General features: G+C 73.7%; 21 protein-coding genes and 2 pseudogenes. 15 read left to right on the forward strand and 8 right to left on the reverse strand.

Going from position 1 to position 20,558, the window contains the following annotated elements; genetic code table 11:
* Positions 1–172: 172 nt before the first annotated feature.
* On the forward strand, positions 173–1,069 hold the full coding sequence (locus tag ACQY0Z_RS28745) for a TIGR02452 family protein (RefSeq protein WP_439813046.1): 897 nt from the start codon (positions 173–175) through the stop codon (positions 1,067–1,069).
* On the opposite strand, the gene ACQY0Z_RS28750 is transcribed toward ACQY0Z_RS28745, so the two are convergent.
* Positions 1,044–1,490 carry a type II toxin-antitoxin system PemK/MazF family toxin gene (locus ACQY0Z_RS28750; protein WP_189900417.1) on the reverse strand — a complete coding sequence of 149 codons (447 nt, stop codon included), beginning with the start codon at positions 1,488–1,490 and terminating at the stop codon, positions 1,044–1,046. The genes ACQY0Z_RS28745 and ACQY0Z_RS28750 overlap by 26 nt on opposite strands.
* Before the next feature lie 94 nt (positions 1,491–1,584).
* Positions 1,585–2,007, reverse strand: a complete 423-nt coding sequence (locus tag ACQY0Z_RS28755) for a pyridoxamine 5'-phosphate oxidase family protein (protein ID WP_439813047.1) — start codon at positions 2,005–2,007, stop codon at positions 1,585–1,587.
* Positions 2,008–2,159: 152 nt separating this feature from the next.
* On the opposite strand from ACQY0Z_RS28755, the gene ACQY0Z_RS28760 reads away from it, so the two are divergent.
* From ACQY0Z_RS28760 to ACQY0Z_RS28780, 5 genes and pseudogenes are all read left to right on the forward strand, one after another.
* On the forward strand, positions 2,160–2,696 hold the full coding sequence (locus tag ACQY0Z_RS28760) for an isochorismatase family cysteine hydrolase (RefSeq protein ID WP_189900415.1): 537 nt from the start codon (positions 2,160–2,162) through the stop codon (positions 2,694–2,696).
* Between the two features lie 37 nt (positions 2,697–2,733).
* Complete coding sequence (locus ACQY0Z_RS28765) at positions 2,734–3,546, forward strand: aminoglycoside adenylyltransferase domain-containing protein (protein WP_439813048.1); 813 nt, start codon at positions 2,734–2,736, stop codon at positions 3,544–3,546.
* An 88-nt stretch (positions 3,547–3,634) separates the two neighbouring features.
* Positions 3,635–3,982 (forward strand): VOC family protein, encoded by a 348-nt coding sequence (locus ACQY0Z_RS28770; protein ID WP_439813049.1) that lies wholly within the window; start codon positions 3,635–3,637, stop codon positions 3,980–3,982.
* A 425-nt stretch (positions 3,983–4,407) separates the two neighbouring features.
* Positions 4,408–5,895, forward strand: a pseudogene (locus tag ACQY0Z_RS28775) (exo-alpha-sialidase); the annotation flags it as partial.
* A gap of 81 nt (positions 5,896–5,976) precedes the next feature.
* Positions 5,977–6,252, forward strand: a pseudogene (locus tag ACQY0Z_RS28780) (DUF7507 domain-containing protein); the annotation flags it as partial.
* Between the two features lie 133 nt (positions 6,253–6,385).
* Here the strand turns inward: ACQY0Z_RS28780 and ACQY0Z_RS28785 are convergent.
* Positions 6,386–7,636, reverse strand: coding sequence for an MFS transporter (locus tag ACQY0Z_RS28785; protein WP_439813390.1), 1,251 nt, complete (start codon positions 7,634–7,636; stop codon positions 6,386–6,388).
* A gap of 194 nt (positions 7,637–7,830) precedes the next feature.
* On the opposite strand from ACQY0Z_RS28785, the gene ACQY0Z_RS28790 reads away from it, so the two are divergent.
* Positions 7,831–8,256, forward strand: coding sequence for a CBS domain-containing protein (locus ACQY0Z_RS28790; RefSeq protein ID WP_019521333.1), 426 nt, complete (start codon positions 7,831–7,833; stop codon positions 8,254–8,256).
* Positions 8,257–8,307: 51 nt separating this feature from the next.
* Here ACQY0Z_RS28790 and ACQY0Z_RS28795 read toward each other — a convergent pair whose 3' ends face one another.
* A complete protein-coding gene (locus tag ACQY0Z_RS28795) occupies positions 8,308–8,763 on the reverse strand; it encodes an archease (protein WP_189900410.1) in 456 nt (151 codons plus the stop codon).
* A gap of 115 nt (positions 8,764–8,878) precedes the next feature.
* Between ACQY0Z_RS28795 and ACQY0Z_RS28800 the strand changes: the two genes are divergently transcribed.
* Entirely contained in the window at positions 8,879–9,526 is a 648-nt protein-coding gene (locus ACQY0Z_RS28800) for a phosphoribosyltransferase (protein ID WP_439813050.1), read from the forward strand.
* A 12-nt stretch (positions 9,527–9,538) separates the two neighbouring features.
* Here the strand turns inward: ACQY0Z_RS28800 and ACQY0Z_RS28805 are convergent, their stop codons facing one another.
* On the reverse strand, positions 9,539–10,729 hold the full coding sequence (locus ACQY0Z_RS28805) for a CaiB/BaiF CoA transferase family protein (protein WP_439813051.1): 1,191 nt from the start codon (positions 10,727–10,729) through the stop codon (positions 9,539–9,541).
* A 106-nt stretch (positions 10,730–10,835) separates the two neighbouring features.
* Positions 10,836–11,069 (reverse strand): hypothetical protein, encoded by a 234-nt coding sequence (locus ACQY0Z_RS28810; protein ID WP_347225210.1) that lies wholly within the window; start codon positions 11,067–11,069, stop codon positions 10,836–10,838.
* A gap of 134 nt (positions 11,070–11,203) precedes the next feature.
* Here ACQY0Z_RS28810 and ACQY0Z_RS28815 point away from each other — a divergent pair, with 134 nt between their 5' ends.
* Positions 11,204–12,109: a LysR family transcriptional regulator gene (locus ACQY0Z_RS28815; RefSeq protein ID WP_439813052.1), complete on the forward strand. Its 906-nt coding sequence runs from the start codon at positions 11,204–11,206 to the stop codon at positions 12,107–12,109.
* Between the two features lie 18 nt (positions 12,110–12,127).
* Here ACQY0Z_RS28815 and ACQY0Z_RS28820 read toward each other — a convergent pair whose 3' ends face one another.
* Positions 12,128–12,742 (reverse strand): TetR/AcrR family transcriptional regulator, encoded by a 615-nt coding sequence (locus tag ACQY0Z_RS28820; protein ID WP_439813053.1) that lies wholly within the window; start codon positions 12,740–12,742, stop codon positions 12,128–12,130.
* A 280-nt stretch (positions 12,743–13,022) separates the two neighbouring features.
* On the opposite strand from ACQY0Z_RS28820, the gene ACQY0Z_RS28825 reads away from it, so the two are divergent.
* Genes ACQY0Z_RS28825 through ACQY0Z_RS28840 form a run of 4 tightly spaced genes read left to right on the forward strand, consistent with a single transcriptional unit; the run spans position 13,023 to position 17,839 of the window.
* Positions 13,023–13,589: a 2Fe-2S iron-sulfur cluster-binding protein gene (locus ACQY0Z_RS28825; protein WP_254587904.1), complete on the forward strand. Its 567-nt coding sequence runs from the start codon at positions 13,023–13,025 to the stop codon at positions 13,587–13,589.
* Complete coding sequence (locus ACQY0Z_RS28830) at positions 13,586–14,578, forward strand: FAD binding domain-containing protein (protein ID WP_189900395.1); 993 nt, start codon at positions 13,586–13,588, stop codon at positions 14,576–14,578. The genes ACQY0Z_RS28825 and ACQY0Z_RS28830 overlap by 4 nt, the downstream gene beginning before the upstream one ends.
* Entirely contained in the window at positions 14,575–16,707 is a 2,133-nt protein-coding gene (locus tag ACQY0Z_RS28835) for a xanthine dehydrogenase family protein molybdopterin-binding subunit (protein WP_439813054.1), read from the forward strand. Before ACQY0Z_RS28830 ends, ACQY0Z_RS28835 begins: the two co-directional genes overlap by 4 nt.
* Positions 16,700–17,839, forward strand: a complete 1,140-nt coding sequence (locus tag ACQY0Z_RS28840; protein ID WP_439813055.1) for an XdhC family protein — start codon at positions 16,700–16,702, stop codon at positions 17,837–17,839. Before ACQY0Z_RS28835 ends, ACQY0Z_RS28840 begins: the two co-directional genes overlap by 8 nt.
* A 102-nt stretch (positions 17,840–17,941) precedes the next feature.
* Here the strand turns inward: ACQY0Z_RS28840 and ACQY0Z_RS28845 are convergent, their stop codons facing one another.
* Positions 17,942–18,508: an NAD(P)H-dependent oxidoreductase gene (locus ACQY0Z_RS28845; protein ID WP_254587908.1), complete on the reverse strand. Its 567-nt coding sequence runs from the start codon at positions 18,506–18,508 to the stop codon at positions 17,942–17,944.
* Between the two features lie 122 nt (positions 18,509–18,630).
* On the opposite strand from ACQY0Z_RS28845, the gene ACQY0Z_RS28850 reads away from it, so the two are divergent.
* On the forward strand, positions 18,631–19,287 hold the full coding sequence (locus ACQY0Z_RS28850) for a TetR/AcrR family transcriptional regulator (RefSeq protein WP_439813056.1): 657 nt from the start codon (positions 18,631–18,633) through the stop codon (positions 19,285–19,287).
* Between the two features lie 82 nt (positions 19,288–19,369).
* Positions 19,370–20,407, forward strand: coding sequence for a LacI family DNA-binding transcriptional regulator (locus ACQY0Z_RS28855; protein ID WP_439813057.1), 1,038 nt, complete (start codon positions 19,370–19,372; stop codon positions 20,405–20,407).
* Positions 20,408–20,558: the final 151 nt, after the last annotated feature.

Consider the following 20,558-nt stretch of genomic DNA (forward strand, 5'->3'; position numbering starts at 1 on the left):
CCGCCTCGCGCCTGCCACCGGGGCTTTTCGCCTCCGGTCCCGGACCGTCCGGGGCGGCGAAAACCTCGTTGCGCCGCCTCACCAGCATCGCTCAGGATGCTTGGGTGAGCACGACGAGGGGGAACGCGCTGGGCGCCGGGGGCGCGGTCACGGCGGCTACGGGGGTGGCGCCGTGAGCGCGCGTCTGCGGGGGACGGCCCGGGAGACCGAGCGGATCGTGGCGGAAGGCGTCTACCGGGCGCCCGACGGCTGCGAGGTGGAGATCGGAGCGGCCGTGGAGGCGGCCCGGCAGGGCACCACGCTGCACGGGCCGGACCCGGTTCCGGTGCCGGAGTCCGATCCGGCGCCCGCCCGCTTCGAGGTGACCGGCGAGAGCAGCCTGGCGGCCGCCCGCCGCCTCACCACCGGCCCGGGCGCACCGGACCCCGTGGCCGTCCTCAGCTTCGCCTCCGCACGCAACCCGGGCGGCGGCTACCTCAACGGCGCGCAGGCCCAGGAGGAGGCCCTGTGCCGCGCCTCCGCGCTGTACACGTGCCTGCTGCGGGCGCCGGGCTTCTACGAGCACCACCGCGCCCACCGCGACCCGTTCTACACCGACCGGGTGATCCACGCCCCGGCCGTGCCGGTGTTCCGCGACGACCGCGGCGCCCTGCTGGACGCCCCGTTCACGGCCGGTTTCCTCACGTCACCGGCGCCGAACGCGGGCGTGATCCGCTCCAAGGCGCCCGAGCGCGTGGGGGAGGTGCCCGGCGTGCTCGTGCACCGCGCGGGCCGCGTGCTGGAGACGGCGGCCCACCACGGCTACCGGCGGCTGGTGCTCGGCGCCTGGGGCTGCGGAGTGTTCCGCAACGACCCGGCCCAGGTCGCGGAGGCGTTCCGTACGCACCTGGGCCCCGGCGGGCGCTTCGAGGGCGCCTTCGCCCACGTGGTGTTCGGCATCCTGGACCGCACCCGCGAGGGCGCGACCCGAACGGCGTTCGAGCGGACCTTCGCGGACCTGTCCGACCGGAGGGTCGCGGACCTGACGGACGCGTCTGCGCAGGTCACTGCCAGCCGTAACGCTCCCTGAGCCGCTGCCGCACCGAGTTGAACCGCATCCGGTCCAGCGCGCACGCCTCCCGGCGCATGCCCTGCTCGTGCAGCCGCAGCACCCGGTCCACGGCCACCCAGGAGTCGCGCCCCGACCGGTCCCACGGCCCGCTGCCGATCGGCACCCAGTCCCGGTCCCCGGCGTGCCCCTTGCTCGACAGCTGCACGGCGAGGAACGTGCCGGTCGCCTCACGCGCGACGACCAGCACCGGCCGGTCCTTTCCCCGGCCGTCGTTCTCCTCGAACGGGACCCAGGTCCAGACGATCTCGCCGGGGTCCGGGTCGCCGTCGTACGCCGGCGAGTACTCGGTGCGCACCCGGCCCACGGAACGCGGCTCGGTCTCGACGGTGGCGTACGGGCCGTAACGGCCCGGGGTGTCTTCAGGGGTGTAGGCGGTCACAGGGCGTACCGTACGTCACCCGTCCGGCGGTACTGATCAAGGGGGTTGATCGGTTGAGGGGGCTGACGGGCCGAGGGGCGCGCAGGAGAGGCGGCTAGGGTCTGCCGCCGACCCCCGTCAGTCCCCGCCCCGTCACCATCTCGCTCTCGATCCGCACGAACACGCCGTCCCGCAGCGGCATCCACGACCGGGGGCCCGTGCGCAGCAGCCGCTCGTGCTCGGCCGGGTCGGTCACCACCTCCGCCCGTCCGGTCACCACCACGCTCCACCCGGACCGCCGCCCGGTGTGGAAGTCGTCCGCCTCGAACGCCACGACCACCCCGTCGACGGCCCGCACCAGGTCGGAGCCGGCGGAGGTGCACAGCACCACGGACCCGTCCGGGTCCAGGGTGAAGTTCACCGGCAGCACGGCGGGAAGCGCGTGCCGCGTGTACACGACGCGTCCGACGGGCACCTTGCCCAGCAGGCGCAGGCACTCCTGCCGGTCGAGCGCCCGGAAGCCATCGCTCTGGATCATTTCCCCATCGTCGGCCGCGGAACGGGCCCGGACTAGGGCCGGACGGCCCCGTTGACGTCGGAGTACGGCCGCTGCCCCGGCCCGGGTGAAGGGCGCGGTGAAGGGCCCAGGTGAAGATGCCTGACCACCCGCCCCGGTGGAACCCTGGAGACATGGGCAAGACCGCACTGATCGTCATCGACATGATCAACACCTACGACCACCCGGACGCCGACCAGCTGCTCCCGTCCGCCGAGACGGTGGTCCCGAAGATCTCCGGGCTGCTGGAGCGGGCACGGCGGCAGGACGCACCGGTCATCTACGTGAACGACAACTTCGGCGAGTGGCGCTCCCACCACGGGGAGCTGCTCGACAAGGCGCTGGCGGGGCCGCACGCGCGTCTGGTCGAGCCGCTCGTGCCGGACGAGTCGTCGCTGTTCGTGGTCAAGGCCCGGCACTCGATCTTCTTCGAGACGCCGCTCAGCTATCTGCTCACGCAGCAGGGCATCGACCAGCTGGTGCTGGTCGGGCAGGTGACCGAGCAGTGCGTGCTGTACTCCTCGCTCGACGCGCACATCCGCCACTTCCGGGTGACCGTCCCCCGGGACGCCGTCGCGCACATCCACGAGGATCTGGCGGACGCCGCCCTGCGGATGATGGAGCGCAACATGGGCGCACGGGTGTGCGACAGCGCCGAGCTGTGGACGTGACCCGGACCGGGCGCCCGGCCGGGGTGACACTGGGGGCATGAGCCGTCCCTCCCTCCCGCCGCCGGAACTGCGCGCCTACCTGGAGGAGCTGGTCCGCCGCACCTCCGCCGTCTGCGGCGACCGTCTGGCGAGCGTCCTCGCCGTCGGCTCGCTCGCCCTGGGCGACTACCGCCACGGGCGCAGCGACGTCGATGTGACGGTCGTGGTGGACCCCGCCCTGCCCCGCGCGGACCTCATCTCGCTCGCCGAGACACTGGCCCACCCCGCGCTTCCCTGCCCCGCCGCCGGCCTCGAACTCGTCGTCTACACGGCCGACTTCGCCGCCCGTCCGTCGGGGGAGGCGGGCTACCTGCTCGACCTCAACACCGGCCCCGCCCTGCCCGAACGAGCCGACTACGACCCCGCGGACGCGTCCGACTTCTGGTACGTCATCGACCGCTCCGTCGCCCACCAGGCCGGACTCCCGCTGTACGGCGCGCCGGCGCGGGACGTGATCGCCGCCCCGGACCGGCCCACGGTGCTCGCCGCACTCCGCGCCTCCGTACGCGAACACGCCGACGGGGACGGCCACTTGGCCGACAACCGTGTGCTCAACGGCTGCCGCGCCACCGTCCACTGCCGCACCGGGCACTGGTTCCCCAAGCGCCGGGCGGGGGAGATCGTCGCCGCGTCCGAGCCCGCCTTCGAGCCCTTGATCGCCGAGGCGCTGCGCAGTTTCGAACGTCCCCGCGCGAAGGCGGCAGTCCTGCCGGGCGACGACGTGCGGGAGTTCCTGGCCTGGGTGGCCGCACGCGTCGAGGAGGCGGCCGAGGCGGCTGGGGTACGAGCCCGAGCGCCGCGTGATGGCTAGCCTGGGGGCGTCCCCCGACGCGGCGCGTGCTGCTCATGGGGTCCACAACCGCCGCCCGCCGGACCCGACAGAACCGAGGGAGCCATCGATGACCGTCCGCCGTGTCGTGCCCAACCTCCACTCCGAGGACCCGGGGAAGAACGGGGAGTTCTACAGCCTGCTCGGCTTGGATGAGGTCATGGACCTCGGCTGGATCCGGACGCTGGCGTCCCCCTCCAACCCGACGGCACAGCTCAGCGTCATGACGGGGGACGCGACGGCACCGGTCCACCCCCACCTCAGCGTGGAGGTGGACGACGTGGACGCGGTGTACGAGACGGTGCGGAAGAGCGGAGCGGAGATCGTCCACCCGCTCCAGGACGAGGAGTGGGGCGTCCGCCGCTTCTTCGTCCGCGACCCCGACGGCCGTGTGGTCAACGTCCTCGGCCACCGCTGAACACGGCCTCACGTTCCAGTGGGGCGACGACTGTCCCCTCGACCGAGTCCCCTGCGACGACACCGGGCCCCTCAACGTTCTGAACGCTGAGCTGAGCGCCTGCCACACCTTGCCGTTCGCAACGGTATCGGCGCAGCTCAGGCTGTTCTGTTGTCGCGCTCGGGCGGGTGAGGCCCAGTCATGCCGCATTCCCCCGGGGGCTGTGGGGCGTCGGCCGGCCGGTACACGCGAGCGCGGTCCCGGACGAACGCCGAAAGGCCGTTCGCGGCAGACCTGTTGACCGGAACGGGTGTCCTCATTAACGTGCGAGCACCGAACATCAGACGTCTGCTGTCCTGTGCTGGCGTGCTGTTGGCATACAGGTGCGGCCGGCGAGCGGCAGTGCATCCGGCGGATCCGGATCCTCCATTCCTGAAAGGGATTCCATGCAGCGAAGAAGCGTTCCTCTCCTGCTGTCCTTCACCGTGACCGCCGTGCTGGCCGCCTCCGGAGGCGCGCAGAGCGCTCCGGCAGCTGCCGCGGAGAAGCCCGTGCAGCGCCAGGTGGCAGCCGACGGTCTGGTCACCCAGGACCTGGCGACCCGCAACGACGGGGCACCCGTCTATCGCATCCCGGCTCTGACGAGGACCGTCAAGGGCACCCTGATCGCGGCGTACGACGCCCGGCCCTCGATGGCCGATCTGCCCAGCAACATCTCGGTGGTGATCCGGCGAAGCACCGACGGCGGCGCCACCTGGCAGTCGCAGCAGACCGTCCGCAGCGAGCCGGCGCCCAACGGCAACGGGGACCCCAGTCTCCTCGTGGACCGTGAGACGGGCCGCATCTTCCTCTTCTACTCGTCCACGGTGAACCGTGGCTTCGCCGGATCGGAAACCGGCAACGACGAGAGCAACCCCAACATCCAGCAGACCGACTACAGCTATTCGGACGACGACGGCCTGACCTGGAAGCACCGCCGCATCACCGCGCAGATCAAGAACCCGGCCTGGGCGGGCATGTTCGCGGCCTCCGGCGAGGGCATCCAACTGCGGCAGGGCCCCCGCAAGGGACGGCTGATCCAGCAGTACGCCGTCCGGGCCGACGGCGCCAACCGCGTGGTCAGCGTCTACAGCGACGACCACGGGGAGACGTGGAAGGCCGGTACACCCACCGCCGGCGGCGGGGACGAGAACAAGACCGTCGAACTGTCCGACGGACGTATCCTGCTCAACAACCGGTCGGCGCCCTACCGCACGATCGCGCACTCCACCGACGGCGGTGTCACCTACGGCCCGTTCCAGCGGGACACGGCGCTGCCCGACCCGGCGAACAACGGGTCGATCACTCGCTTCGCGCCGGACGTGCCGGGCGACCACCCCAGGTCGAAGTGGCTGCTGTTCAGCAACACCGAGGACACCGGCATCCGGCGCAACCTCACCGTGAAGATGTCCTGCGACGACGGGAAGACCTGGCCGGTCCGCAAGGTCGTCGCCACGGGAGCGTCCGCCTACTCCACGCTCACCCCGCTGTCGGACGGCACCGGGCCCGATCCCCGCGTCGGCATGCTCTGGGAGCGACAGGGCTACCAGCACATCTCCTACTCGTCCTTCGACCTGAAGTGGCTCGGCGGGGTCTGCGCCCCGGTCACGGTCACCGCACCGGCACAGGTGAAGGCGGGTGAGAAGAACCAGTTCGACGTGCGGGTGGCCAACCAGAACGACCGTCCTCTGCCCGCGGGCACCGTGAACCTCGACCTTCCCGAAGGCTGGACCTCCACCGCCGCGGCGATGCCCGCCCTCAACCCGGGTCAGGGCGCCACCGTGAAGGTCACGGTCGACGTGCCCCTCACCGCGGTCGGCACCCACACGGCCAAGGGTGTCTACTCGGTCCGTGACGCACACGCCTACGGGACCGGCACCTTCCGCGTCACCGCGGCGGCCGACGCCCCCGCGACGCCGAAGATCTCCGCCCTGCCCGTCCTGGACAACCTCCAGGCAGCGGGAGCGGCCGGTCCTGTCGGAGACACGATGGTGTACTGGACCCGCGTGTCCAACCCCGGCAACACCACGCTGACCGATGTCAGGCTGAACGGGGACCTGACCGATCTCACCGCATGCGGCGCCGCGACGCTCGCCCCCGGCGCCGACTACGTCTGCAAGAGCGGCAGACGGACCGTCACCCGGACCGACCTCGACCAGGGCTTCGCACCGCGGCTGACCGTGTCCGCCACAGCCCCGGACGGGACGGAGGTGTCCACGGCCGTGACCGGGGACCGTATCGACATCCACTGACCCCCGGCCACACCTCCCGGGCCCCGGCGACCGGACAGACGCGAACCGGATCGAAAGAACTGCGGCCGCGGCGTTCACCCCAGCGGAGAACACCACGTGGCGGAGAACGCCGCGACCCAAGGCAGACGAACACCTAGGCCTTGGCCTGTGCCTCCCTGTCCAGCTCCTGGTGCGCCTCTTCGCGCCGGCGCGGCAGCAGCAGCGCCGTGGCCGGCAGCAGGGCGCCCGCGACCGCGACGGCCGTGCGGGGGCCCGTGACGCTCGCCAGGAGTCCCCACAGCGCCGTCAGCACGGCGACCGACGCCTTGCCGGTCGCCGACCACGCCGACAGCGTGCGGACCACCCGGTCCGCGGGCGTCCGCTCCAGCCGGCGCGTGGCGAACACCGGGTTGAACACGCCCATGCTCGTGATCAGCCCGAACTCGATCACGATCACCAGGATCAGCCCCGCCGCGCCCGGACCCACGAACGCCAGCCCGACCGACCAGCACGCCCGCAGCGTTCCCGCCACGCCCAGCACCCGCCGCGCCCCGAACCGCGCCACCAGCCGCCGCGACAGCCGCGACCCGACCAGCCCGCCCACACACGGCACCGCGAACGCCAGCCCGTACTGCCACGGAGCGAAGCCCAGCGGGCCCACCATCAGCACGACCAGCAGCGGCGACGACGCCATGATCAGGCCGTTGACCAGCACCGTGTTGAGGAACAGCGGACGCAGTTCACGGCTGCGCAGGATGTACCGCCACCCGTCGAGCAGGTCGCCGGCCCGCAGCCGGGGCCGTGGGTCCGGGCGTTCGGGACGCCGGTCGCCGCCGCCCGCCGCGCCCAGCGCACCGGCCGACAGCAGATAGCTCACGGCGTCGGCGACGACCGTCGTCACCGGGCCGAACCAGCCGATCGCCGCCCCGCCCAGCGGCGGCCCCAGCATGGTCGCGGTCCACGTCGTCGACTCCAGCCGCCCGTTCGCGCGCAGCAACTCCTCGCCCGGCACGACGTCCTTCACGTACGCGCCGACCGCCGCCTGGAACGTGATGTCGGCCGCCGCCACCGTCACCGAGACCACCAGCAGCTGTGCCACGGTGAGCGCGTCGAGGGCGTACGCGAGGGGCACGCTCAGCAGCACCGCGCATCGCACGAGGTCCGTCGCGATCATCACCGGGCGTTTGCGGCGGTACTCCACCCAGGGCCCGAGCGGCACCGACAGCACCGCGCCGACCGCCGGCCCCACCGCCGCCAGCAGCGACACCTCGGCCGGACCGGCGTGCAGCACCAGCAGCGCGACCAGCGCGAACGCGTCGAACGCGAACCGCGTGCCGAAGGTGCTCACCCCGTACGCCGTCCACAGCCACCCGAACCGCCACGCCGCCGACCGCCGCCCGTCCACCCGCCCCCCGCTCACGCCGATTTCCGCCCCCGCCGATTCCGCCCCGACGGGCCGCCGGGGACCGGCCCATCCAAGCGAGCCGGGCCGCCGCGGGCAAACCGGACCGGTTTACTCCCGGCGCGGCGGGCTACGCGGGCTCCAGAGGGAGAACCGCGACCGCACGGCGACCGTGACCACGCACCGGGAGGCGCCCCATGACCACGCGCGTACGCGACGTGATGTCCGCGCACACCACCTCCGTCGAGCCGATGACCTCGGTGACGCAGGCGGCGCGGCTGATGCGCGAGCAGAACGTCGGTGACGTCCTCGTCTCCTACGACTGCGACCTGTTCGGCGTGCTCACCGACCGCGACATCGTGCTGCGCGGCGTCGCCGAGGGGCACGACCCCGAGGCCACGACCGTCGGCTCGTTGTGCACCCGCCCGCCGCTGGTGACACTCGACCCGGACGACACGACCGACCACGCCGTCGAGCTGATGCGGGAACACGCCGTGCGGCGGCTCCCCGTGGTGGAGCACGGCGGCTGCCCCGTGGGCGTGGTCAGCCTCGGCGACCTCGCCGCCGAGGAGGACCCGCACTCCGCGCTCGCGGACATCAGCCGCGCGACGCCGACCCACTGAAGCGGGGCCGGCGACCTCGCCGTGCCGACCTACTGAGCGGGGCCGGCGGCCTCAGCCGCCGACCGTCACCGCGCACGACCAGCCGTACGGCCCCGGCGACAGCCGCAGATCGTCCCAGCCGATGTCCACCGGCACCTCCCCGGTGACCCGCACGTCCGTGAGGGCCGCGACCGCGAGCCGTACGTCCAGGCCGCCCTCGGCCTCGTCGGCCTCCACGTCCACCGGCACCTCGCCGTACGCCTCCAGCCGGTACAGGACCTCGTCCAGCAGCGCGGCCAGCAGGTCGTCGTCGTCCGTCTCGTCCAGCCGGATGCGGTCCACCCCGGTCGGTCTCACGCCGGACACGTCGGCGAAGCACTCCACCATCGCCACCACGGCCTCGGCCAGGCAGTGCTCGCGGCTCGCCGCCCAGGCCTCGATGCGTACGTCGTCCTCCTGCGCCACCGAACGGTGCCCGCTGCGGTCCCGCCGCGGCGCCTGCCCGGAGTCACTCGTGTCACCGACCATGCACCACGACTGCCCGAGCGTGCGGACCCCATGCCCCGCGGCGGTGCTTCGCGCACCGGGGGAAGGGGTACGCGGGTGCCGACCGGGTCGTGACCGTCGGAGGGAGGTCACCGTCATGCGGTTCCGTGATCGCCGGCAGGCCGGCCGGGAACTGGCCGCGCGGCTGCGGGAGAGGCAGGACGCCGGCGCCCTGCCCGACCCCCTCGTCCTGGCGCTGCCCCGCGGCGGCGTCGCCGTCGCCGCCGAGGTCGCCGAGGCGCTCGGCGCGCCCCTCGACGTGCTCGTCGTCCGCAAGATCGGCGCGCCCCGCCACGAGGAGTACGGCGTCGGCGCGATGGCCGGCGACGGCGTCCCCGTCTTCGACGAGGAGGCGCTGCGCGCCCTGGGTCTGACGCAGGCCGACCTCGCGCCCGTCGTCGAACGGGAGCGCGCCGAACTCCTCCGGCGCGAACGGCTCTACCGGCAGGGCAGGCCCGCGCCCGACCCGCGCGGCCGCACGGTGATCGTCGTCGACGACGGCCTGGCCACCGGCTCCACGGCCCGCGCCGCCCTGCGCGCCCTGCGCGCCCGCGACCCCGCCCGCCTGGTCCTGGCCGTCCCGGTCGCCTCCCCGGAGGGCGCCGCCACCCTCCGCCCCGAGACCGACGACCTGATCACCCTCCACGAACCGGCCGCCTTCATGGCGGTCGGGCAGTGGTACGACGAGTTCGACCAGCTCACGGACGAGGAGGTCTTGGGGGCACTGCGCGAGCATCAGCCGTAACCCTCCGAGCTCTCAGACCACCCCGTCCGCCCGCAGCCCCTCGATCTCCTCAGCCGTGCGCCCCAGATCCCGCAAAATCGATTCCGTGTGTTCGCCCACCGCCGGCACCGGGTCCATGCGGGCGGGGATCCCGGCGAGGTCGGCGGGTGGCAGGAGCGCCTCCGCCGTGCCGCCCGGCACCCCGATCTCGCGCCACCGGTCGCGCGCCGCCAGCACCGGGTGGTCGAGGAACGCCTCGACGTCGTTGACCCCGGCGCAGGCGATGCCGATTCCCTCCAAGTCCTTCAGCAGCTCCTCCGCGTCGTCGCGGGCGCACCGCTCACCCACGATCGCGTTCAGCTCGTCCCGGTGCGCCACACGGTCCGAGCTCGTCGCGAACCGCGGGTCGTCCGTCAGCTCGGGCCGGCCGAGGAACTCCCGGCACAGCGCCGCCCACTCCCGCTCGTTCTGGATGGAGAACAGCACCTCGCGCCCGTCCGCCGCCCGGAACGTGCCGTACGGGGCGATCGTCGCGTGCTGGGTGCCCAGCCGGGGCGGCTGGGTGCCGCCGTGGCGGGTGTAGTAGGCGGGCTGGCCCATCCACTCCGCCAGCGCCTCGAACAGGGACACCTCCACCGGGTGCACCTCGCCGGTGGTGGCGCGGGTGTAGAGGGCGGTGAGGACACCGCTGTACGCGTACATCCCGGCGGCGATGTCGGCGACGGAGATGCCCGTGCGGGCGGTCTCCTCGGGGGTGCCGGTGAGCGACACCAGACCCGTCTGGCACTGCACCAGCAGGTCGTACGCCTTGCGGTCGGCCCACGGCCCGGTCGTGCCCCAGCCGGAGATCGTGCAGGGGACGAGACGCGGATGGCGGCGGCCCAGCGCCTCGGCGTCCAGACCGAGCCGGCCGGCCGCGCCCGGCGCCAGGTTCTGCACGAACACGTCGGCGTCCGCCAGCAGTTCGTGCAGGATGTCCCGCCCGCGCGGATCCTTCAGGTCGAGCGTGAGGGACTCCTTCGAGCGGTTGATCCACACGAAGTAGCTGGACGTGCCGTGCACGGTGGTGTCGTAGCGCCGGGCGAAGTCCCCCTCGCCCGGCCGCTCCACCTTGATCACCCGGGCGCCGAGGTCGGCCAGCTGCCGGGTGGCGTAGGGCGCGGCCACCGCCTGCTCCACGGTCACCACCGTCACCCCGGACAAGGGGAGTCTCCGCACGTCCACGCCTCCTGTCCGCGCCCGGGCGCCCCGGTCACCGGCCTCCGTCGGCCGGTACGCGATCACTACGCGATTAGTACGACCAGGGCGAACCGCCTGTCAACGTCGGCCCTCAACGCCCGCCCGGCGCCGGTACGTCGGCGGGGCGGCTGCGCGACATGATGCGCATGCCGCGCGCGTCCACCGCGCGGACCTGGAGCGACCCGCAGCCGCAGCGCGTCCAGACCGTGCTGCCCGCCCCGGTGGCGTGCCGCGAGACGACCTGGAACGGCTCCGCGCGGTCCGGCCACCCGCAGTAGGGGCAGGCGGTGCCGGTCGTACCCGTGGCGCCGGTCGTGCTGGTCATGGCGACTCCTTGGATTCCCACGTGCTTCACGTGACTCGTGTGCCTGCTGTCGGTCGCGACACCTCAAGAGTGCGCCGTCGATTATGTTCACGTCCAGGTTGACTTTGTGCACACCACCGTGAAGCCTCGACTTCATGATTGACCTGCGCCGGCTCCACGTCCTGAGGGCGGTCGCCCACTACGGCACGGTCACCGCGGCCGCCCGCGCCCTGCACTTCACACCCTCCGCCGCATCCCAGCAGATCCGCCAGCTCGCCCGTGACCTGGGCGTCGACCTGCTGGAACCCCAGGGCCGCGGGGTGCGCCTCACCCCGGCCGCCGAGTCCCTGCTCGCGCACGCCGACGCCATCCAGGCCCGCTGGGACCAGGCCGAGCTGGATCTGCGCTCCGACCACGGCGATCCGGCCGGGGTGCTGCGGGTGACCGGGTTCCCGGTGGCCGTCTCGGTGCTGCTCGCGCCGATGGCGGCCCGGCTCGGCGAGCGGCACCCGCGGCTCTCGGTCCGCATCACGGAGGCCGTCGTTCCGGCCATCTTCGACCTGCTCTTCGAGGGCGCCGCCGACCTCGCCGTGGTGGAGTCCACCCCGCACAACCCGCCGATGAGCGACACGCGGTTCGACCAGCAGCCCCTGCTGGACGACCCGTTCGACCTGGTGGTGCCGGACGCGCACGCGCTGGCCGGACGGGACCGCGTCGACCTGGCCGAGGCGGCCCACGAGCCGTGGATCGCCCCGGTGCCGGAGAGCCCGTGCCGGCTCCAGGTGATGGCCGCGTGCGGGGCCGCCGGCTTCGCCCCCGAAGTCGTCCACCACGCGGGCGACTGGAACGCCACGGCACACCTCGTCGCCCACGGCCTCGGCGTGGCCCTGATCCCGCGCATGGCTCACGTCACCCCGCACCTGCCGATCACCCGCGTCCGCTGCGCGGGCGACCCGCACCGCAGGCTCCTCACCGCCACCCGGACGGGGGGTCACGCCCGCCCGGCCGTCGCTGCGGCCCTCCGCGAACTGCGGGAACTCGCCCCCACGGCGCTCGCCTGACGAGCCGTCGACCATCCCCTACGGGGCGTCCGTCTCCTTCCGCCCCGGCGCCCCCACCCGCAGCCCGTCCATGACGAGGTCGAACAGTCGGGCCGCCCGCGGCTGCCAGTCGCTCGTGGGGTCGAGCTGCCAGAGTCCGCCGAGGGCGAGAATCAGGTCGTCGGCGGACACGCCGGGGCGGATCACCCCGGCCTCCTCGCACGCTCTCAGAAGCCGGTCCGTCGCCTGGAGGAGCGAGTCGTGGCCGGGTTTCGCCGGGCCGTCCGGGGAGCTGGTCGCCTGCCGGATCGCGTCCGCGAGGCCCGCCTTGGTCATGCCGAACCGGGCCAGCCGGTCCATCCACTCCCGCAGCGCCCGGTCGGGCTCCCGCGTGCCCAGCAGCTGGTCCGCGCTCTCGGCGACCTGCCGCAGCTCGTGCCGGTAGATCTCCATGACCAGCGCCTCGCGGCTGGGGAAGTTCCGGTAGAACGTGCCCTGTCCGACGCACGCCTTCTTGGCGATCACGCTCAGCGGGGTGTCCGCCGACCGGGTCAGCTCGGTGACCGCGACGGCCAGGATGCGCTCGCGGTTGCGCTGCGCGTCCGCCCGCTGCGGTGTCTCCGCGCCCCGGGACGTGTCCTTGTGCTCGCCCACCGGTCCTCCTTCCGGGCCGTGATCGAAACCCGTCCTTGATAAGCGGACAGCTGTCCACTACGTTCTGAGTAACGGACAGCTGTCCGCTTCCCGTCCATCGTATCGGCGGACCCGGGCGGCACGGGACGGCCCTTCCGCATGCCCCGAGCCACCGCCGCGTCCGCACGACCGCGCACGGCACACCATCCCGCAGTCCGTACGCCCTGCACAGCACCGCGCCCGCACGCCCCGTCCTTTCCGATCCCGTGACTCCTGAGATACCCGTGAAAGAAGGCCGTCCATGACGCCCCCCACGTCGTCCAGCACCGTCACCCTGAACATCAACGGCGAGAAACACACGCTGACCGTCGACCACCGCACCACCCTGCTCGACGCCCTGCGCGACCGCCTCGACCTGACCGGCACCAAGAAGGGCTGCGACCACGGGCAGTGCGGCGCCTGCACCGTCCTCGTCGACGGCCGCCGCACCGTCTCCTGCCTCCAGCTGGCCGTCGCCTCCGAGGACCGTGAGATCACCACCGTGGAGGGCGTCGCCGAGGGGGACCGGCTGCACCCGGTGCAGCAGGCGTTCCTCGACCTCGACGGCTTCCAGTGCGGCTACTGCACGCCCGGCCAGATCTGTTCGGCCGTCGCCATGATCGAGGAGCACGCCGCCGGCTGGCCCAGCGCCGTCACCGCGGACGTACGGCCCGAGGCAGGGCCGCCGCCCCTGACCACCGAGGAGATCAAGGAACGTATGAGCGGCAACCTCTGCCGTTGCGGCGCCTACGGCCAGATCGCGCGGGCGGTCGCCCGTGCCGCCGCCGAGGCGTCCGCCGAGAAGCCCACCGAGGAGACCGCCGCATGAGGGAGTTCGACTACCGGCGCGCCGACGACGTCACCGGCGCGGTCGCCCTGCTGGACGCCGACCCGGACGCCCGCTGCCTCGGCGGCGGCACCAACCTCGTCGACCTGATGAAGAACGGCGTCGAGACCCCCGCCCGGCTCGTCGACGTCCGCTCCCTCCCGCTCGACCGGATCGAGACGGACGACGACGGCGCCGTACGCATCGGCGCGACCGTCACCAACAGCGACCTCGCCGCGCACCCGCTGATCCGCGACCGCTACCCGGCGCTCACCCAGGCCGTGCTGGCCGGCGCCTCCGGGCAGCTCCGCAACATGGCCACCGTCGGCGGCAACCTGCTCCAGCGCACCCGCTGCGGCTACTTCACCGACATCACCCGGCCCTGCAACAAACGCGAACCCGGCAGCGGCTGCCCGGCGATCGAGGGGGAGCACCACAACCACGCCATCCTCGGCGCGTCCGAGCACTGCGTGGCCGTCCACCCCTCCGACATGGGCGTCGCGCTCACCGCCTTCGACGCCGTCGTCTCCTGGCGGACCGCCGACGGCGCCGGCGAGGCCCCGCTGACCGACTTCTACCTGCCGGTCGGCGACACCCCGCACCGCGAGACCGTCCTGCCGCCCGGCGCGCTCATCACCCACGTCACCCTGCCGCCCGCCCGCGTCGCCGCCCGCTCGCGCTACCGCAAGGTCCGCGAACGCGCCTCGTACGCCTTCGCGATCGGCTCGGTCGCCGCCGCGCTGGAGATCGACGACGGCGTCATCTGCGACGCCCGCCTCGCTCTTGGCGCGGTCGCCTCCCGGCCCTGGCGGGCCCGCCTCGCCGAACGGATCCTCGTCGGCGCGCCCGCCTCCGCCGAGTACTTCGCCGCCGCGGCCGACGCCGAACTCGCGGCGGCCCGCCCCCTGCCCCACAACGGCTACAAGGTGACCCTTCTGCGCAACCTCGTCGTGGCCGTGCTGACCGAACTCGCCGAGGAGACCTCCCGATGACCGTCGCACCCCAGCGCCCCGCCGCACCGGGTCTGGTCGGCACCGCGCACACCCGCGTCGAGGGCCGCGACAAGGTCACCGGCGCCGCACGCTACGGCGGCGACATCCCGTTCGCCGGGCTCGCGCACGGCGTGCTCGTGCTGTCCACGGTGGCCCGCGGCCGGATCCGGTCGGTCGACACCGGCCCGGTGCTCGCCATGCCGGGCGTCCTCACCGTCCTCCACCACGGCAACGCCGCCCGCCTGAACAGCGACTACGTCGGCATGCTGGGCATCCCGCCGGACCCGACCGCCGTCGTCTTCCAGCACGACCGTGTGCCGCACGCCGGCTGGCCCGTCGCCCTCGTCGTCGCCGAGACGCCCGAGCAGGCGCGGGCGGCCGCCGACGCCCTCACCGTCACGTACGAGGAGGAGCCGCACGACGTCGCTCTCTCCGCGGACCGGCCCGACGCGTACGCCGCCGACGGCCACATGCCCGGCACCACCGAGAAGGGCGACCTGGAGACCGAACTCGCCGCCTCCGCGCACGTGGTGGACGCGGAGTACACCACGCCCGAGGAGCACCACGCCATGATGGAGCCGCACGTGGCGACGGCGTGGTGGGACGGCGGCCGGCTCGACATGGTCGACTCCGACCAGGGCATCACCTGGGTCGCCGACGAACTGGCCCGGATGTTCTCCCTCGACCCGGCCGCGGTGCGGGTCCGCTCCGAGCACGTCGGCGGCGGCTTCGGCAGCAAGGGCGTCCGCGCGCCCCAGGTGGCCGCCGCGATGGCCGCCGCCGAACTCGGCCGCCCCGTACGGGTGTCGCTGACCCGGCGCCAGATGTTCTCCGTCACCGGGTACCGCAGCCCCACCGTGCAGCGCGTCCGCCTGGGCGCCGGCCCCGACGGACGCCTGCGCGCCCTGGAGCACACCTCGCTCAACCAGACCTCCACGGTCTACGAGTTCGTCGAGCCGGGCGCGGGCGTGGCCCGCACGATGTACGACGCCGCCGCCCACCGCACCGAGAACCGCGTCGTACGGCTGGACGTGCCGTCCCCGACCTGGATGCGGGCGCCCGGCGAGGCGCCGGGGTCGTTCGCGCTGGAGTGCGCCCTCGACGAACTGGCCGAGAAGTGCGGTCTCGACCCGATCGAACTGCGGCTGCGCAACGAGCCGGAGACCGGGCCGGTCAGCGGACTGCCGTTCGCCGGGCGCAACGTCGCCGCCTGCTTCCGCGAGGGCGCCCGCCGCTTCGGCTGGGACGCCCGCGACCCACGCCCCGGCGTGCGCCGCGACGGGCGGTGGCTGGTCGGCACCGGCACGGCCGCCGCGTCCTTCCCCGCGGGCACCCTGCCGTCCACGGCGGCGGTCACCGCGAAGGCCGACGGCACCTTCACGGTCCGCATCTCCGCCTCCGACATCGGCACCGGGGCGCGTACGGCACTCACCCTGATCGCCGCCGACGCGCTGCGGGTTCCGGCCGAGCGGATCGAAGTACGCCTGGGCGACAGTGACTTCGGCCCGTCGGGCATCGCCGCCGGCTCCATGGGCACGCGCTCCTGGGGCTGGGCGGTCGCCGCGGCCGCGGAGGAACTGCGCGAACGCCTGCTGCCGGGCGTGGAGTTGCCCCCGGAGGGCATCACCGTACGGTCCGACACCACCGCGGCGATCGCCGCCCTCGCGGCGAAGGAACGGCACACCTGGGGCGCCCAGTTCGCCGAGGTCGCCGTCGACGTCACCACGGGCGAGGTCCGGGTGCGGCGGATGCTCGGCGTCTTCGCCGCAGGACGCATCGTCAACCCGCTGACCGCCCGCAACCAGCTCGTCGGCGGCATGGTCTGGGGCATCTCCATGGCCCTGCACGAGGAGGCGGTCCGCGACCAGGCCTCCGGCGCGCTCTACGGCGCCGACCTGGCCGGCTACCACGTCGCCACCCACGCCGACGTGCCCCCGGACGTCGAGGCCGTCTGGGTCGACGACCACGACCCCGACGACTCGGTCGGCATCAAGGGCATCGGCGAGGTCGGCATCGTGGGCGCGGCGGCCGCCGTCGCCAACGCGGTGTGGCACGCCACAGGGGTGCGCCACCGCGGCCTGCCGATCTGTCCGGACCGGGTGCTGCGGGCGGGAGACGCGGATGCTTGACCTCGCCGACGACCTGCGGGGATGGCTGGCCTCGGGCCGGGAGTTCGCCGTGGCCACGGTGATCTCCGTGGGCGGCAGCGCGCCGCGCGGCCCCGGCGCGGCCCTCGCCGTCGACGGCGACGGCTCGGTGATCGGCTCGGTGTCCGGCGGGTGCGTCGAGGGCGCGGTGTACGACCTGTGCCAGGAGGCCCTCGCGGACGGGCGGGCCAGGACCCAGCGGTTCGGGTACAGCGACGAGGACCCCTTCGCGGTCGGCCTGACCTGCGGCGGCACGATCGAGGTGCTGGTCGTGCCGGTCGGAGCGGACAGCCCCGTCCGGCCGGTGCTGCAGTCCGTCCTGACGGGCCTGCCCGGGGGCGGGCCGGGCGCGCTGGCGTGGGTGACGGACGGCCCGGCGGACCTGCTGGGCCGGGCCCTCCTCGTCCGGCCCGACGGCACGTACGAGGGCGGGCTCGGCGGCGCGGCGGAACTGGACCGCGCCGCTGCCGCCGCGGCGGGTGACCTGCTGGACGCGGGGAGCACGGGGACGGTCACGGTGGGGCCGGGCGCGGACGCGTACTGCGCGGGCCGCCCGACCCTGTTCGTGCAGTCGTCCGTGCCGCCGCCCCGGATGATCGTCTTCGGCGCGGTCGACTTCGCGGCGGCGCTGGTACGGGTGGGGGTGTTCCTCGGCTACCACGTCACCGTGTGCGACGCGCGGCCCGTGTTCGCGACCCGGGCCCGCTTCCCGGAGGCGCACGAGGTCGTCGTCGACTGGCCCCACCGCTATCTGCGCACCACGCGCACCGACGCCCGCACGGTGCTGTGCGTGCTGACGCACGATGCCAAGTTCGACGTGCCGCTGCTGGAGGTGGCGCTGGAGCTGCCGGTCGCGTACGTCGGCGCGATGGGCTCCCGCCGCACCCACACGGACCGCCTGCGCAGGCTGAGGGACGCGGGGGTGGGGGAGCGGGCCCTGTCCCGCCTGCACTCCCCGATCGGCCTCGACCTGGGCGCCCGCACCCCGGAGGAGACGGCGCTCTCCATAGCGGCGGAGATCGTGGCGACACGGCACGGCGGCACGGGGGTGCCGCTGACGACGACGAGCGCGCCGATCCATCGGGAGGGGCGGAGGACGCCGGAGGCGGCGTGAGGGATGGCCGGCCGGTTGCCGGTGTGAAGGGTCGTGGGGCCCGCGTCACCGCACGGTGAAGGGGCCGGAAGCCGTGGCTTCCGGCCCCTTCGGGGGTGTGCGTCAGGCCGCGGTCTGCTCACCGTGGACCAGGGCGTGCAGGCGGTTGAGGACCTCCGCCAGCTGCTCGGCGACCTCGGAGTCGTCCGCCGGGTGGGTCTCGGCGAAGCGGGTCATGGAGCCGGGGATGGCCAGCTTGACGTCCTCGAGGACCTTGCCGCCGGCGATGCCCACGGCCTTGCGGGTCTCGTCCTGCGCCCAGACGCCGCCGTACTGGCCGAAGGCGGTGCCCGCCACGACGACCGGCTTGCCGCTGATGGCGCCGGCGCCGAACGGCCGGGACAGCCAGTCGATGGCGTTCTTCAGCACGGCCGGGATGGTGCCGTTGTACTCGGGGGTGAAGAGCAGCAGCGCGTCCGCGGCCGCGGCGGCCTCGCGCAGCTGGGCGGCGGCGGCCGGCACGCCGCCCTCGACGTCGATGTCCTCGTTGTAGAACGGGATCTCCGCCAGTCCCTCGTGGAGCGCGATCTCGACGCCCTCGGGCGCGAGCTTCACGGCGGCCTCGGCCAGCTGACGGTTGTGCGAACCGGCGCGAAGGCTGCCGACGAGGGCGAGGATGCGAACAGACATGAGGAAACTCCAGGGGGTGGACTATGACCTGCGACACAATGCGGACCGGGGTCCGCTTTGCAGTTGTAGCACTTTAACCGGACCACGGTCCAGTTTCATTCCCGATGCTTTACGCTGGCTTCATGTCCGCCGCGCCGCCGTCCGCACCGACCCCCCAGGAGCCCGCCGAGTCCCCGCAGCTGCTGCAGTTGGGTCTCGACGACGACGAACCCTGCCTGCGCGCCGACGCCGCCCGCAACCGGGCCCGGCTGCTGGAGGCGGCCGCCGGACTCGTCGCGGCGCGCGGCGCCGACGCCGTCACCATGGAGGAGGTCGCCGCCGCGGCGGGTGTCGGCAAGGGCACCGTGTTCCGCCGCTTCGGCGATCGTACGGGCCTGCTGATGGCCCTCCTCGACCACAGCGAGAAGAAGCTCCAGGCCGCCTTCCTCAACGGCCCCCCGCCGCTGGGCCCGGGCGCGCCCCCGGCCGAGCGGCTGCGCGCCTTCGGCCGGGCCGCCCTGCGCCGCACCGTGGAGGACCTGAACCTCCAGCTCGCGGCCGAGCCGGACGCGGGCCGCCGCTTCACCGTCCCGCCCTACCGGGTGCGGCACCACCATGTCTCCATGCTGCTGCGCCAGGCGGTCCCCGACGCCGACTGCGACGTGCTCGCCCACACGCTGCTGGCCCAGCTCGACCCCGCGCTGGTCCACCACCTGATGCACCAGTGCGGCATGCCGGCGCAGCGGCTCGAGGACGCGTGGACCGACCTCGTCGACCGGATCACCGGCACCACCGCCTGACCTCCCCGGACACACCCGCCCGCACTCCTCAACTCCCCCGAATGAAGGGCGCGTTACGGCTTCTGCGAAGATGCCGTACGTCATGGTGCAGATACCGAACCCGCCCGCGCCCGCGACCCCCGCACCGACGCGCTCCGTGCCGACGAGCGCCGATGTGGCCCGCCTGGCCGGCGTCTCGCGCGCGACCGTCTCCTACGTGCTGAACAACGCCCGCGCCGTCCGGATCAGCGAGCCCACCCGCCGCCGCGTCCGCGAGGCCGCGCGCGAACTCGGGTACGTGCCGCACGCGGCCGCCCGCAGCCTGCGCGCCGGGCACAGCCGTATGGTCCTGATGCCCGCGCCGGCGTTCCCCGTGGGCCCGCTGTACAGCAGGTTCATCAACGAGCTGCAGGCCGCGCTGAGCCTGCTCGACTACACGGTCGTCCAGTACAGCACCGTCGGCGTCCACGACGACGAGGCCGCCCGCGCCTGGGCCGAGCTGCGCCCGGTCGCCGTCCTGGTGCCCGGCTCCGGGCTCGGCCCGCGCGGCGTCGAGGTGCTCAAGCGCTCGGGTGCGCGGGCCGTCGTCACCCTCGGCCCCGAGACCGTGGAGGGCGCGCACGCGCTGCTGATGGACCACGACGTCGTCGGGTACAGCGCGGGCGCCCACCTGTTCGACACGGGGCGCCGGCGGATCGGCGTGGTGGTGCCGGGCGAGCGGGGGCTCGACACGTTCTCCGCTCCGCGGCTCGCGGGGGTACGGGCCGCTGTGCGCGGCAGCGACGCCACGGTGACGGAGCTGCCGCTGGCCCACGACGAGGAGGCCGCGGCCTCGCTGGCCGCGCGATGGCGGGAGCTCGGGCTCGACGCGGTGTTCACGTACAACGACGAGTACGCGATGCTGCTGATGCGGGCGCTGCAGGACGCGGGGATCCGCATCCCCGAGGAGACGGCGGTGGTCGGCGCGGACGACCTGATGCTGGGGCGACTGCTGCGGCCCCGGCTGAGCACGGTCCACCTGGAACTGCCCTCGGGGCAGGAACTGGCCGACCTGGTCGACCGAGCGGTCCACGACCCGTCGGCGGCACCGGAGGCGCACAAGGTGCTGGGGGCGACGGTGATCCGCCGAGAATCGAGCTGACGCAGCTGTCCGCCGGCCGCGGGCAGTCGTGCCGCTGGGGCGGCACGGGTCGGCGCGACGGCACCCCGCAGGCGCCGGGCTGCGCGACGCCCCCGGCCCGCTGCATCGCGCCGGGCCATGTATCGGGGAAAAGGCCGGAGGGTGTTCCGGA

It is taken from the genome of Streptomyces sp. P9-2, assembly GCF_051903975.1.
GTDB lineage: Bacteria > Actinomycetota > Actinomycetes > Streptomycetales > Streptomycetaceae > Streptomyces > Streptomyces cellulosae.